The organism is Variovorax sp. CAN15 (assembly GCF_030462475.1).
In the GTDB taxonomy this organism is placed as follows: Bacteria; Pseudomonadota; Gammaproteobacteria; order Burkholderiales; family Burkholderiaceae_C; genus Variovorax.
This window is the reverse complement of sequence record NZ_JASMRZ010000031.1, coordinates 1-13,600: the sequence shown is the minus strand read 5'-3', so window position 1 is coordinate 13,600 and position 13,600 is coordinate 1. Positions and strand designations below refer to the sequence as shown.

At 68.7% G+C, this 13,600-nt stretch carries 11 protein-coding genes; 8 read left to right on the top strand and 3 right to left on the bottom strand.

Going from position 1 to position 13,600, the window contains the following annotated elements; all coding sequences use genetic code 11:
- Window positions 1-9: 9 nt before the first annotated feature.
- Together QMO14_RS19120 and QMO14_RS19115 are read right to left on the bottom strand one after the other, a co-directional pair.
- Entirely contained in the window at window positions 10-1,218 is a 1,209-nt protein-coding gene (locus QMO14_RS19120; protein WP_301509023.1) for an MFS transporter, read from the bottom strand.
- Window positions 1,211-2,419 (bottom strand): serine hydrolase, encoded by a 1,209-nt coding sequence (locus QMO14_RS19115; RefSeq protein ID WP_301509022.1) that lies wholly within the window; start codon window positions 2,417-2,419, stop codon window positions 1,211-1,213. The genes QMO14_RS19120 and QMO14_RS19115 overlap by 8 nt, the downstream gene beginning before the upstream one ends.
- Window positions 2,420-2,509: 90 nt before the next feature.
- Here QMO14_RS19115 and QMO14_RS19110 point away from each other — a divergent pair, with 90 nt between their 5' ends.
- Genes QMO14_RS19110 through QMO14_RS19085 form a run of 6 tightly spaced genes read left to right on the top strand, consistent with a single transcriptional unit; the run spans window position 2,510 to window position 10,179 of the window.
- Entirely contained in the window at window positions 2,510-3,409 is a 900-nt protein-coding gene (locus QMO14_RS19110) for a LysR family transcriptional regulator (RefSeq protein ID WP_301509021.1), read from the top strand.
- A gap of 55 nt (window positions 3,410-3,464) precedes the next feature.
- On the top strand, window positions 3,465-5,462 hold the full coding sequence (locus QMO14_RS19105; RefSeq protein ID WP_301509020.1) for a DNA topoisomerase IV subunit B: 1,998 nt from the start codon (window positions 3,465-3,467) through the stop codon (window positions 5,460-5,462).
- 25 nt (window positions 5,463-5,487) lie between these two features.
- Window positions 5,488-6,399: a lytic transglycosylase domain-containing protein gene (locus QMO14_RS19100; protein ID WP_301509019.1), complete on the top strand. Its 912-nt coding sequence runs from the start codon at window positions 5,488-5,490 to the stop codon at window positions 6,397-6,399.
- A 23-nt stretch (window positions 6,400-6,422) separates the two neighbouring features.
- Window positions 6,423-7,544 (top strand): kelch repeat-containing protein, encoded by a 1,122-nt coding sequence (locus tag QMO14_RS19095; RefSeq protein WP_301509018.1) that lies wholly within the window; start codon window positions 6,423-6,425, stop codon window positions 7,542-7,544.
- Window positions 7,545-7,588: 44 nt separating this feature from the next.
- Entirely contained in the window at window positions 7,589-9,985 is a 2,397-nt protein-coding gene (parC, locus tag QMO14_RS19090; protein WP_301509017.1) for a DNA topoisomerase IV subunit A, read from the top strand.
- A gap of 2 nt (window positions 9,986-9,987) precedes the next feature.
- Entirely contained in the window at window positions 9,988-10,179 is a 192-nt protein-coding gene (locus QMO14_RS19085; protein ID WP_126021757.1) for a hypothetical protein, read from the top strand.
- A 31-nt stretch (window positions 10,180-10,210) separates the two neighbouring features.
- Here the strand turns inward: QMO14_RS19085 and QMO14_RS19080 are convergent, their stop codons facing one another.
- Window positions 10,211-11,332 (bottom strand): MBL fold metallo-hydrolase, encoded by a 1,122-nt coding sequence (locus QMO14_RS19080; protein WP_301509016.1) that lies wholly within the window; start codon window positions 11,330-11,332, stop codon window positions 10,211-10,213.
- Window positions 11,333-11,530: 198 nt separating this feature from the next.
- On the opposite strand from QMO14_RS19080, the gene QMO14_RS19075 reads away from it, so the two are divergent.
- On the top strand, window positions 11,531-13,126 hold the full coding sequence (locus QMO14_RS19075) for a triacylglycerol lipase (protein ID WP_301509015.1): 1,596 nt from the start codon (window positions 11,531-11,533) through the stop codon (window positions 13,124-13,126).
- A gap of 107 nt (window positions 13,127-13,233) precedes the next feature.
- A partial coding sequence (locus QMO14_RS19070) for an isochorismatase family protein (protein WP_301509014.1) occupies window positions 13,234-13,600 on the top strand: 367 nt, incomplete at its 3' end.

Below are 13,600 nucleotides of genomic sequence, written 5' to 3'. Positions count from 1 at the left end.
CCGCCGCAATCAATGGGCTGTCGCGCCCGCGACAGTCCGGGTGCGCGGAAAGCCGTGCGCGCAGGCCCGCCAGGCCAGCCACAGCGCAGGCACCAGCAGCACGATCAGCGACCACGGCAGCGCGCCCGCGCCCCGGCCCTGCAGCAGCACGCCGCCGATCAGGCCGCCGCCCGCGATGGCGATGTTCCACGCCGTGACCACCATCGACTGCGCCACGTCCGCCGCATCGCCGGCCGCCTGCGCCGACGCGGTCTGGAACAGCGTGGCCGCCCCGCCGAACGCCACGCCCCAGACCCCCACGGCGAGAAAGACGGCCGCATGCGAACCCGTGACGCTGCCCAGCAGCAGCGCCGCCAGCCCGAAGCCTGCCGTGCCGGCCAGCACCAGTTCGCGCAGCCAGCGGTCGATCAGCAGGCCCGTGATCCAGATGCCCGCGAGCGAGGCCCCGCCGAACACCAGCAGCACCAGGTCGACCCGCTCGCCGAGGCCGGCGTGCGCGAGAAAAGGCGCGATGTAGGTGTAGAGGATGTTGTGCGCGAGCACGAAGGCCAGCATCACCGCCAGCACCGGCCGCACCCCCGGCAGCAGGAACACGCGCCGCACGCTCTGCTGGCGGCTGGCCTCCTGGCCGGGAAAGTCGGGCACCTGCCAGCGCACCCAGTCGAGCAGGAGCACGGAGAGCGTCGACATGATCAGGAACGCCGGGCGCCAGCCCACGCCGTTGCCCAGCAGCGTGCCCGCCGGAATGCCCAGCGACAGCGCGAGCGGCGCCCCCAGCATGGCGACCGCGATCGCGCGGCCCTGCATCGACGGCGGCACCATGCGGGCCGCCTGCCCGGCCAGCAGCGCCCAGAGCAGGCCGGCGAACACGCCCGCGAAGAACCGCGCGGCCAGCGTCAGCACATAGCTGTGCGACAGCGCGGTCACCGTGTTGACGATCGCGAACCCGCCGATGGCCAGCAGCAGCAGCGGCCGGCGGCGCCAGCTTCGCGTGAGGGCCACCAGCGGAATGGCCGCCACCAGCGAGCCGATGGCGTAGACCGTCACCAGTTGGCCGACCAGCGCGGGCGTGACCTCCAGGCTCGCGCCGATCTGCGGCAGCAGGCCGGCCGGCATCGCCTCGGTCAGCACCGTGATGAAGCCGGCCGCCGCCAGTGCGAGCAGGCCCGCCAGGGGCAGCCTGGCTTCCGAGCGAAAGGGGGTGCGCGCCTCACGCATGGACGGCATCCCGCAGGTCGGCCACGAAGCGGCCCGACATGCCTTCGTAGAGCGTGTTGGTGAAGGCCACCACGCTCAGTTCACGGGCACGGTCGACGAACCACGAGTGTCCGTAGGCGCCGCCCCAGCGCCAGGTGCCCACCGACTCGGGCGATGCGGCTGCCTCCTTGTCGTGCAGCACCGAGAAGCCCAGCCCGAAGCCGTAGCCCGGTGCATCCGCCGGACCCTGGCCGCCCGTTTGGTTGCGGCCCATCTCGTTCACCAGCTCTCGCGCAAGCAGCGGCGAACCACCGCTGCGCAAGGTCTCGAGCAGGCGCATGAAATCGCCGGCGCTGCCGACCATGCCTGCGCCGCCCGAGGGGAATGCCGATGCATCGAAGGCGCGCGAGGGGTCGAAGCGGATGCCGACGGCGCCTTCGAAGGGCGTGGCGACGGTCGCACCGGCCATGCGCCGCGGTGCCGAGGCGGTGCTGTTCACGTAGGGCACGGCCAGCCGAGCGTCATGCCTCGCGGCGAAGAAGCCGGTGTCGTGCATCTCCAGGGGACCGGTGACGAGCTTGCGCACCGCATCGCCCAACGGCGCATCGCTTGCCGCCTCGACGACCCCGCCAAGCACGTCGATGGCCAGCGAATAGAGCCACGCCGTGCCCGGCGCATAGAGCAGCGGCACTTGCGCGATGCGCCGCAGGTTCTCGGCCAGCGTGAGTCCGCTGCAGTCCATGCCGTCTGAAACGCCGGCGCGCGCATACGGGCCGTCGTCCGTGGCCTCCAGGAAGCGATAGCCCAGGCCGGCGGTGTGCGTCAGCAGTTGACGCAGGGTGATGACGGGCTCGCTTCCTTCCGGCAGACGGGGGCGGAAGTCCGGCAGCCAGCGAGTGACCGCGTCGTCCAGCTTCAGGCGCCCCTGGCTGGCCAGCACCATCGCGGCGGTCGACACGATCGGCTTGGACACCGAAGCCAGCCGGAACAGCGCATCCAGCTGCATCGGCCGGGCCGCCTCGCGGTCCGCGAGGCCGGCTGCCCGGCGATGGACAAGGCGCCCGCCGTGGGCGACCAGCACCACCGCGCCGACGAGCCGCTGGTCGGCCAGCGCACGGTCGATGACCGCGTCGATGCGTGACGGATCGGGGCCATGCCAGCCGGAGCCCGTCGCAGAAGTTCTTGAAGAAAAGGAGGGGGAGATTTCGTTGGCGAATGACATGCGCTTGACGATAGGAAGAAGCCGACTCCGGAAAAAGGGGGCTACAGTTCCGCTCAATACGGACATCGAAGTCCGTAATGGAGTAATCGCATGGACAGCCTCAGCGGCTTCACCGTCTTCATCCAGGTGGCCGAAACCCGCAGCTTCGTCACCGCCGGCCGCGTGCTCGGCGTGTCCGCATCGGCCGTGGGCAAGCGCGTGGCCCGGCTCGAGGAGCGGCTGGGCGTGCGCCTGTTCCACCGCAGCACCCGCAGCATCACGCTCACCGCGGAAGGCGCGCTGTTCCTCGCGCGCAGCCGCCGCGTGCTGGCGGAGATCGAGGCGGCCGAGCAGGAGCTTTCGCAGTCGGCCGGTGCGCCGCGCGGCAAGCTGCGCGTGAGCCTGCCGCTGATCAGTTCGCTGGTGCTGCCGGTGCTGGCGGACTTCATGCGCGACCACCCGGCCATCGAGCTCGACCTCGACTTCAGCGACCGGCTCGTTGACGTGATCGAGGAGGGTTTCGACGCCGTGGTGCGCACCGGCGAGCTGGCCGATTCACGGCTTTCCAGCAGGCGGCTCGGCGCGTTCTCGCAAGTGCTCGTGGCCTCTCCCGAGTACCTGGAGCAGCATGGCATGCCCACTTCGCTCGCCGACCTGGCCACGCACCTCTGCCTGCACTACCGTTTCCCCACCACGGGCAAGGTGGAGGTCTGGCCGCTCCTGCCCTTGCCCGACGGCAGCGAGTGCAGGCCGCCCGTCTCCATGGTCTGCAACAACATCGAGACCCGCCTGTGCTTCACCGAGCGCGGACGCGGCATCGCCTGCCTGCCGGACTTCAGCGTGCGCGACGCGCTGGCCGCCGGCAGGCTGCGCGTCGTGCTGGCCGAGCACGTGCGGCCCCACACCATCGGGCTGGGCGTGCTGTGGCCGTCGGGGCGCCATCCGTCGCCCAAGCTGCGGGCCTTCATCGACTTCCTCGGTGCCCGTCTGCCCATGCCGCAGGCCGCCTGAGCGCCCCTGTATGGGTATCCAGTTATTTGACAGCTACTGACTACAATCCGCCCCCATGGCGACTTCTCCCAAGACATCCCCCAGCTCATCGTCCGCATCCTCCGGCTACTCGGAAGGCTCCATCCGCGTGCTCAAGGGCCTCGAGCCCGTCAAGCAGCGCCCGGGCATGTACACCCGCACCGACAACCCGCTGCACATCATCCAGGAAGTGCTCGACAACGCCGCCGACGAGGCGCTGGCGGGCCACGGCAAGAAGATCAAGGTCACGCTGCACACCGACGGCTCGGTCAGCATCGAGGATGACGGCCGGGGCATTCCCTTCGGCCTGCACCCGGAAGAGAAGGCGCCCGTGGTCGAGCTGGTCTATACCCGGCTGCACGCCGGCGGCAAGTTCGACAAGGGCTCGGGCGGCGCCTACAGCTTCTCGGGCGGCCTGCACGGCGTGGGCGTGTCGGTGACCAACGCGCTGTCGAAGCGGCTCGAGGTGGCCACGCACCGCGAGGGCTCGGTGGCAAAGCTGGCCTTCAGCGGCGGCGACGTGATCGAGGCGCTGGAGGTCCGCAAACTCGAGGCCGGCGAACGCAAGCAGGGCACCACGGTGCGCGCCTGGCCCGACGCCAAGTACTTCGAGACTGCCGCGCTGCCCATGGGCGAGCTCACCCACCTGCTGCGCAGCAAGGCCGTGCTGATGCCCGGCGTGAGCGTCACGCTCACGAACGAGAAGACCAAGGAAAGCCAGCAGTGGCTCTACAAGGGCGGCCTGAGCGACTACCTGATGCAGACGCTCAACGGCGACCCGGTCATTCCGCTCTTCGAAGGCGCCGGCCATGCCGACAAGAACGCCGACAACTTCGCCGAAGGCGAGGGCGCCGACTGGTGCGTGGCCTTCACCGAAGAAGGCCAGCCGGTGCGCGAGAGCTACGTCAACCTGATTCCCACCAGCGCCGGCGGCACGCACGAAAGCGGCCTGCGCGACGGCCTGTTCACCGCAGTGAAGGGCTTCATCGAACTGCACTCGCTGCTGCCCAAGGGCGTGAAGCTGCTGCCCGAGGACGTGTTCGCGCGCGCCTCCTACGTGCTGAGCGCCAAGGTGCTCGACCCGCAGTTCCAGGGCCAGATCAAGGAGCGCCTGAACTCGCGCGACGCGGTGCGTCTCGTGTCCAGCTTCGTGCGCCCCGCGCTGGAGCTGTGGCTCAACCAGCACGTCGACTACGGCCGCAAGCTCGCCGAGCTGGCCATCAAGGCCGCGCAGACCCGCCAGCGCGCCGGCCAGAAGGTCGAGAAGCGCAAGGGCTCCGGTGTGGCCGTGCTGCCCGGCAAGCTGACCGACTGCGAGAGCAAGGACATCAGCCACAACGAAGTCTTCCTGGTCGAGGGCGACTCCGCCGGCGGCAGCGCCAAGATGGGCCGCGACAAGGAAAGCCAGGCCATCCTGCCGCTGCGCGGCAAGGTGCTCAACACCTGGGAAGTGGAGCGCGACCGGCTCTTCGCCAACACCGAAATCCACGACATCTCGGTGGCCGTGGGCGTCGACCCGCACGGCCCCGGCGACACGCCCGACATGAGCGGCCTGCGCTACGGCAAGATCTGCATCCTCAGCGATGCCGACGTGGACGGCTCGCACATCCAGGTGCTGCTGCTCACGCTGTTCTTCCGGCATTTTCCGAAACTCATCGAAGCCGGCCACGTGTATGTCGCGAAGCCGCCATTGTTCCGGGTCGATGCCCCCGCGCGCGGCAAGAAACCGGCCTCCAAGGTCTATGCTCTGGACGAAGGCGAACTGACCGCCACGCTCGACAAGCTTCGTAAAGACGGCGTGCGCGAAGGCGCCTGGAGCATCAGCCGCTTCAAGGGCCTGGGCGAAATGAGCGCGGAACAATTGTGGGAAACCACGCTCAATCCTGACACCCGGCGCCTGATGCAGGTCCAATTGGGCCGCTTCGATTTCACGTCCACCCAGGGCGAAATCACCAAGCTGATGGGCAAGGGCGAAGCGGCGGCGCGGCGCGAGCTCATGGAGTTGCGCGCCGATGACGTCGATATCGACGTCTGATTTCCCCTCTCCACCACTACAACGCATGTCGGTTTTCAAGCGCTTGTTGCGATTGGTCGTCCTGCTGCTTTGCATGCAGCAGGCGCCGGCGCACGCCACCGACATCTACGGCTACATCGACAGCAAGGGCAACGCGCACTTCGCCTCCGAGAAGCTCGACGAGCGCTACCAGATCTTCTTCCGCGGCGGCCAGAGCTTCGACACCGCCAACGGCATCGCCCCGCTGGGCCGCGGCGTGGGCAAGCTCGACGGCAAGGTGCCGCCGGCCTCGCAGAGCCTGCTGGCCATGTTCGAGGCCTCGCCCAGCTACAAGATCGCGAAGTCGGCGCTGCGCGATGCGGCAAGCAAGCACGCCATCGATTACGAGCTGCTGCAGGCGCTGGTCGCCACCGAGTCGGGCTTCGACGCGCAGGCGGTTTCGCCCAAGGGCGCGATGGGCCTGATGCAGCTCATGCCCGCCACCGCGCAGCGCTATGGCGTGTCGGCAGACAAGCGAGCGACCATCGAGAAGAAGCTGTTCGACCCGCGCATCAACATCGCCGCCGGCTCGCGCTACCTGCGGGACCTGATCGCGATGTTCCCGGGGCAGATCGAGCTCGCGCTGGCTGCCTACAACGCGGGCGAGGGCGCGGTGCAGCGGGCGGGCAACAAGATCCCGAACTACAAGGAAACGCAGAACTACGTGCAGACGGTGCTGCAGCTGTATGCGTACCTGAAGCCTTCTGTGGCCGCGGGCGGTGGCAGCGGCGCTGCCCGTGGCGGCAAGACACCGGGGCGCATCCGCATGGAGCTGACCGTGCCGCAGGGCGGCGCGCTCGGCCGCGGCAACATGCCGTCGGATTCGCCGCGCAGCATGCCGGCCATGCCCGATATCCCCGAGCCGTCGGCGGTGCCCACGGGCTCGGCCGATGCGCCACCGGGCACGCCGATGTCCTGATCGACCGGAGGAGGGAGGAGGCCATGGATCGTCGAAGCTTCGTTCTCGCGACCGCTGCGGGCATGGTGGCGGGCAGCGCACGCGCGCAGCATTCAGCCACACATGATGTGCTGCCGGCCGTGCCTTCCTCGGCCGAGCCCTATGCGCGGCTGCAGGGCGGTGTGCCGCACCACGTGACGCCGGAGCAGGAAGCCCAGCGCTTCATCGAGAGCTCCGCGCCGCCCGGCCCGCAGGGCCGTTGGGAGCCGCGTGCCGCGTTGCCGATCCCGCGCAGCGAGATGGCCTGGGCCACTGCGGCGATGGGGCGGATGCACGTGGTCGGCGGCTATGGCGAAGGCAAGGTCAACCGCGACTACCACCACATCTACGACCCGAAGGCCGACCGCTGGCTCGACGGGGCGCCGCTGCCGCGCGGTGCCAATCACGTCGCGGTGACGGCCGAAGGCGGCCGCGTCTATGCGCTCGGTGGCTTCGTCGAGCAGAACCGGCGCTCGGACACCAACGCCTACTTCTACGACATCGCCGCCAATCGCTGGAGCGCGATCGCGCCGCTGCCGCGTCCGCGCGGCGCTGCCGCCGCCGTGATGCTCGACGGCGCGCTGCACCTGATCGGCGGTGCGTCCGAGCCCGCCGCGGAGCGCGCGAGCGTGGGCTGGCACGAGGTCTACGACCCGAAGGCCGACCGCTGGTCCGCCCGCAAGCCGCTGCCGGGCGCGCGTGACCATGTCGGCTGCGTGGCACACGGCGGCCGCATCCACGTGGTCGGCGGTCGCTTCAACACCTTCGAATACAACACCGACCTGCACCACGTCTACCTGCCCGCGCGCGACACCTGGGAGCTGCGCTCGCCGCTGCCCACAGCGCGATCGGGCCACGGGCTCGTGGTGTATCGCGGCCGCTTCTTCGCCATGGGCGGGGAGGGCGGCATCCTCGTCGACGGCGTGCCGCGCCAGGCGAAGGTGTTCGGCCAGATGGAAAGCTACAACCCCGTCGACGACACCTGGCAGCGGCACGCCCCGATGACCACGCCGCGCCACGCCGTGGGCGCGGCCGTCATCGGCGACTGGATCTACGTGGCAGGCGGCGGCGCGGTGCTCGGCGGCGCCGTACAGTCCGCGGTCCACGAGGCCTTCACTCTGGGCTGAACGCGCAGCCAGCAACAACACAAGTTTTTCTCACCAGCTCTTTCATGGATTCCCAACCTCCGCTCGATCTCCAGGGTCCCACCGATGGCGACACGACCCTGACCCTCGCCGACTACGCCCAGACCGCCTACCTCGAATACGCGCTCAGCGTGGTCAAGGGCCGCGCGCTGCCCGATGTGTCCGACGGCCAGAAGCCGGTGCAGCGCCGCATCCTGTATTCGATGTCGCGCATGGGCCTGGGCTTCGGCGGCACCAACGGCACCGTGGGCGCCAAGCCCGTGAAGAGCGCGCGCGTGGTCGGCGACGTGCTCGGCCGCTTCCACCCGCACAGCGACCAGGCCGCGTACGACGCGCTGGTGCGCATGGCACAAGACTTCTCGCAGCGCTATCCGCTGGTCGACGGCCAGGGCAACTTCGGCAGCCGAGACGGCGACGGCGCAGCCGCCATGCGCTACACCGAAGCGCGGCTGGCGCGCATCACCAGCCTGCTGCTCGACGAGATCGACGAAGGCACGGTCGACTTCATTCCCAACTACGACGGCAGCACCGAGGAGCCGCGCCTGCTGCCCGCGCGGCTGCCGTTCACGCTGCTCAATGGCGCCAGCGGCATCGCCGTGGGCCTGGCCACCGAAATCCCGAGCCACAACCTGCGCGAGATCGCCGATGCCTGCGTGGCGCTGATCAAGTCGAACGGCAAGCTCAGCGAGGAAGAACTCTTCGCCATCGTGCCCGGCCCCGACTACCCGGGCGGCGCGCAGATCATCAGCAGCGCCGCCGACATCGCCGATGCCTACCGCACTGGCCGCGGCTCGCTCAAGGTGCGCGCGCGCTGGAAGATCGAAGAGCTGGCGCGCGGCCAGTGGCAGCTGGTGGTCAACGAGCTGCCGCCGGGCGTGAGCTCGCAGAAGGTGCTCGAGGAAATCGAGGAAATCACCAACCCCAAGGTCAAGGCCGGCAAGAAGGCGCTGAGCGCCGACCAGACCCAGCTCAAGGCCGCGATGCTGTCGGTGCTCGACGTGGTGCGCGACGAATCGAGCAAGGACGCCGCCGTGCGCCTGGTGTTCGAGCCCAAGACCTCGCGCATCAGCCAGGAAGAGTTCATCACCACGCTGCTCGCGCAGACTTCGCTCGAAACCTCGTCGCCGGTCAACCTCACGATGGTCGGCATCGACGGCAAGCCCACGCAGAAGTCGCTGCGCCAGATGCTCAACGAGTGGATCGCGTTCCGCGAGATCACCGTCGAGAAGCGCTCGCGCTTCCGCCTGGGCAAGGTGCAGGACCGCATCCACATCCTCGAAGGCCGGCAGCTGGTGCTGCTGAATATCGACGAGGTGATCGCGATCATCCGTACGGCCGAAGACCCGAAGGCCGCGCTCATCGCGCGCTTCAACCTCAGCGAGGTGCAGGCCGAGGACATCCTTGAAATCCGGCTGCGCCAGCTTGCGCGGCTCGAGGCCATCAAGATCGAGCAGCAGCTGAAGGAGCTGCGCGAAGATCAGAAGAAGCTCGAAGACATCCTCGCCAGCCCCGCGGCGCTGCGCCGCCTGCTGGTCAAGGAGATCGAAGCCGACGCCAAGACCTTCGAAGACCCGCGCCGCACGCTGATCCAGGCCGAGAAGCGCGCCGTGGCCGAAGTGAAGGTGGTCGACGAACCCGTCACCGTCATCGTGTCGCAGAAGGGCTGGGTCCGCGCGCAGAAGGGCTGGGCCAGCGAGAAGGCGGCCGGCAACGGAAACGGCGCGGCGCCCGAATACAGCTTCAAGTCGGGCGACGCGCTCTACGGCGCCTTCGAATGCCGCAGCGTCGACACGCTGCTGGTCTTCGGCAGCGCGAAGGACAAGAGCGTGCGCGTCTACACCGTGCCCGTGGCTTCGCTGCCCGGCGGCCGTGGCGATGGCCAACCCGTCACCACGCTCATCGAACTGGACGCCGGCACGCACGTCACGCATTTCTTCGCGGGCCCGGTGGGTGCGAGCCTGCTGCTGGCCAACACCGGCGGCTACGGCTTCATCGCCACGGTCGAGAACATGATGTCGCGCCAGCGCGGCGGCAAGGCCTTCATCGACGTGGGCGAGGGCGAGCAGCTGTGCCGGCCGTCGCTGGTGGGCGGCGCAAGCGGCGCCGAGCCGATGCCGGCCGCCACGCACGTGGCCTGCGCCTCGACGGGCGGGCGCATCCTGACCTTCGACATCACCGAACTCAAGAGCCTGCCCAAGGGCGGGCGCGGCCTCACGCTGATCGACCTGGAAGCCAAGGACACCCTGGCCGGCGCCGCCGCCTACACGCGCAGCGTGAAGATCGAAGGCATCGGCCGAGGCGGCAAGGAGCGCGAGGAAACGCTGGAGATCCGCACGCTCAACAACGCACGCGGCAGCCGCGCGCGCAAGGGCAAGGCTGCCGACCTGGGCTTCAAGCCGGCAAGCATCGTGCGGGTGCAGTAGCCATGGGCGGCATCGACATCAGCGTCATCGGCATCTTCATTGCCGTGGTCACCGGCATCGGCAGCTACGTGCTGGGCCGGCGCATGCGCGAGAAGCGCATGCTGAAGAAGCGCGAGAAGGATCGCGTCGCCGCGCAGGCCAACGAGACGCGCCAGGTGCGGCGCGCGCGCGAACGCAAGGAACGCGGCGACTGAGCTGATCGGGGTATCGGAATGGCGGGGCCGGTCAGCGCAGACCGACCCACCACCGCGTGTTGGTCCGCGCGGCGCCCACCGTCACCACCTCGCCGATCACCGGCGTCGCCAGCTCGATCTGCCTGGCCTCCGTGAGGGCCGCGATGCGGTCCAGCGGGTCGTGCCAGTTATGGAAGGCGAGGTCGAAGGTGCTGTTGTGCACCGAGAAGAACACCTTGCCGCGCAGGTCTTCGAAGGCCTGAACGCTCTGTTCGGGCGTCATGTGCACGGCGGGCCACATGCTGTCGTAGGCGCCGTTTTCCATCAGCGCGATGTCGAAGCCGCCGAAGCGCTCGCCGATCTGCTTGAAGCCCGGAAAGTAGCCCGAGTCGCCGCTGTAGAAGATGCGCTGCTCGCCGCTTTGCACCACCCATGAGGCCCACAGCGTGCGGTCGCGGTCGCCCAGCGTGCGGCCCGAGAAGTGCTGCGCGGGCGTGGCGCTGAGTTTCACGCCGTCGTGCTCGGCGGACTGCCACCAGTCGAGCTCGGTCACGCGCTCGGCCGGCACGCCCATCGCCACCAGCCGTGAGCGCACGCCCAGCGGCACGAAGTAGCGCTTCACGTCTTTCGAGAGGTACTCGATGGTCGCCACGTCGAGGTGGTCGTAGTGGTCGTGCGAGAGGATCACGCCCTCGATGGGCGGCAGCTCCTCCAGCGCGATCGGCGTCTTGTGGAAACGCTTCGGCCCGGCCCACTGCACGGGCGAGGCGCGGTCGCTGAACACCGGGTCGATCAGCCAGTACTTGTCGCGCAGCTTCAGCAGGTGCGACGAATGGCCAAGGCGCACCACGTGGTTGGTCTTCGTGTCGAGCGCGTCGAGGGCGGGCTTGTCCAGCGGCTTCACGGGGATGGGATCGACCGGCACCGTGTCGACCTTGCTGCCCACGATGAAGCGCGACCAGATGCGCCATGCGCTGGCCTGCGCGGGCAGGTCGGGGTTGGCCATGTTGTGGAAGCCGCCGTCCCTGAACTGGGGCGAATTCTCGTAGCGCGTCTCGCTGCCGCCGGCGGCGCTGCAGCCAGCGACGAAGGCGCAGCCAGCCGTGGCGAGCGCGGTGCCGCGGCGCAGGAGCTGGGGCAGGTAGGAGCCTTGCGAGCCGGAGTCTTCAGCCATGGGTGAGCCTTCTGGATTGTGTTTGTCGGATGGCCGGAGACTATCGAAGGCGCTTGTTTCAATGGTTTCAACGATAGAAACATTCGGGCAGGAGGGGCATTCCGGAGCTATGCCATGCGCCGTATGGCGGGCGCGGCGCGGTCCCGGCAAACTGCCGGACTTCATCGGTTTCACCGGACCTGAGGAGGCTGAATCGCCATGAGCACCAACCGCTACCCCATCATCTACGTGCGCGGCTACGCCATGACAGAGTCGGAGCGCGACGAGACCGCGGCCGATCCGTTCTGCGGCTTCAACATCGGCTCTACCGTGTATCGCGCCACCGTGAAGAAGGAAGCGCCGGCGCAGAAGTTCGTCTTCGAGTCGCCGATGGTGCGGCTGCTGGCCGACTTCCAGTACCAGAGCGTCTACCAGAACGGCCTGGACATCCTCGACCCCGACTGGAAGCCTTCGCCCGACGCCAACGGCAACGACGTGGACGGCATTCCCTCGGCCTCGGTCATCATCTACCGCTACTACGACTCGGGCTCCGAGCTGCTGGGCGACGGCAAGGCGAAAGACGTCAAGGTGTACGCGCAGGGCCTGAGCCAGCTGATCCTTCGTGTGCGCGACCTCGTGGTGCAGCGCGAAGGCCCCTCGGGTTTCACGCCCGACGACTTCCGCTGCTACCTCGTCGCGCATTCCATGGGCGGGCTGGTGGTGCGCGCCTTCCTGCAGAACCCCGCGCTCGGCGACGCGGCCGCGCGCGCCTGCGTCGACAAGGTGTTCACCTACGCCACGCCGCACAACGGCATCGACATGGGCGGCATCAACGTGCCGTCCTGGCTCACGCTGAATGAGATGAACACGTTCAACCGCGACAAGATGTCGGAGTTCCTGGCCACGCCCGCCGTCAACGGCCGCATGGACTACCTGCCACCAGCGGCCTTCCCGCCCGAGCGCTTTTTCTGCATGGTCGGCACCAACCGCGGCGACTACGAAACCGCCAAGGGCCTCTCGCGCATGTTCGCGGGCCACGGCAGCGACGGCCTCGTGCGCATCGAGAACGCGTCGCTCTGGGCCGTCGACGCGGCCGGCAAGTCGCAGCCGGTGGCCACCGCGTATACCTACCGCTCGCACTCGGGCTACTTCGGCATCGTCAATTCCGAAGAGGCCTACCAGAACCTCACGCGCTTCCTGTTCGGCGACGTGCGCGTGGACCTGTGGTTCGACGTCGACGGCGTCACGCTGCCACCCGACCTGCCCAAGGACGCCGACGTCGACGCGCTCTACCAGGTCGAACTGCTGGCCGCGCCGCGTGGCAAGCGCTGGTACCTGAGCCGCCGCATCGCCGAGGAAGACTCGCCCGCCTGCCGCACGCACAAGGAACTGACCGATCCGGCCAAGGCCGACCGCCGCTCCATCTACCTATCGACCGTGTTCCTCGCCAACCGCGCGCGCGTGAAGCAGGACCGCCCGACACTGGCCTACGCCATGACGCTGGGCGTGCGCGTGCCTGACTACCAGGTCAACAACAAGTTCTGGCTCGACGGCCACTACGAGGGCAGCTCGCTCTTCCGCGACACGCTGGTCATCGAGATCGCACCGCCGCAGCCCGACGACCCGGCGCAGAACTGGAACGTCAAATACGGCTGGCAGACCGACACCGCCGGCCGCGCCTCGCTGCCCATGAGCCCGAAGCAACTGACCAGCGGCAAGCTGCAGTTCGTGGTGCCGCTGTCGAGCCTTGGCGCCGCGCCTGCCGCGCCCGGCATCAGCGGCAAGGTGCGGCTGGAGGTGAGCGCCTGGCAATAGGGAGCCTGGCAATAGGGCGCCTGGCGATAGGGCGCCTGGCAGCAGGGCGCGGGTCAGGCAGCGTGGGGCACAATCGCGCCGGTCAAGAACCCGCCGATTCCGGACCTATGAAAACTGCCGTTCTCGTCATCGACGTCCAGCGTGGCCTTTGCGACGATCCGCCGCGCCCTCATGAAGCCAACGAGGTGATGCAGCGCATCAACGCACTCACCGAACGCGCCCGCGCGGCCGGCGTGCCGGTGGCCTTCATCCAGCACGAGAACGCGGTCGACCTCGAATTCGACTCCGAGCGCTGGCAGCTCGCCAGCGCGCTGAACACCGACTCGCGCGACGCGCGCATCCGCAAGACCACGCCCGATTCCTTCCTGCGCACACCGCTGGAAGCCTGGCTCTCCGAGCACGGCGTGAAGCGCGTGGTGGTCTGCGGCTATTCCTCGGAGTTCTGCGTGGACACGACAGTGCGCCGCGCCGCCG

Bases quoted from the DNA above. Each gene is read 5' to 3' on its own strand.
- QMO14_RS19120 (WP_301509023.1), bottom strand. From the start codon at position 1,218: ATGCGTGAGGCGCGCACCCCCTTTCGCTCGGAAGCCAGGCTGCCCCTG.
- QMO14_RS19115 (WP_301509022.1), bottom strand. From the start codon at position 2,419: ATGTCATTCGCCAACGAAATCTCCCCCTCCTTTTCTTCAAGAACTTCT.
- QMO14_RS19110 (WP_301509021.1), top strand. From the start codon at position 2,510: ATGGACAGCCTCAGCGGCTTCACCGTCTTCATCCAGGTGGCCGAAACC.
- QMO14_RS19105 (WP_301509020.1), top strand. From the start codon at position 3,465: ATGGCGACTTCTCCCAAGACATCCCCCAGCTCATCGTCCGCATCCTCC.
- QMO14_RS19100 (WP_301509019.1), top strand. From the start codon at position 5,488: ATGTCGGTTTTCAAGCGCTTGTTGCGATTGGTCGTCCTGCTGCTTTGC.
- QMO14_RS19095 (WP_301509018.1), top strand. From the start codon at position 6,423: ATGGATCGTCGAAGCTTCGTTCTCGCGACCGCTGCGGGCATGGTGGCG.
- parC (WP_301509017.1), top strand. From the start codon at position 7,589: ATGGATTCCCAACCTCCGCTCGATCTCCAGGGTCCCACCGATGGCGAC.
- QMO14_RS19085 (WP_126021757.1), top strand. From the start codon at position 9,988: ATGGGCGGCATCGACATCAGCGTCATCGGCATCTTCATTGCCGTGGTC.
- QMO14_RS19080 (WP_301509016.1), bottom strand. From the start codon at position 11,332: ATGGCTGAAGACTCCGGCTCGCAAGGCTCCTACCTGCCCCAGCTCCTG.
- QMO14_RS19075 (WP_301509015.1), top strand. From the start codon at position 11,531: ATGAGCACCAACCGCTACCCCATCATCTACGTGCGCGGCTACGCCATG.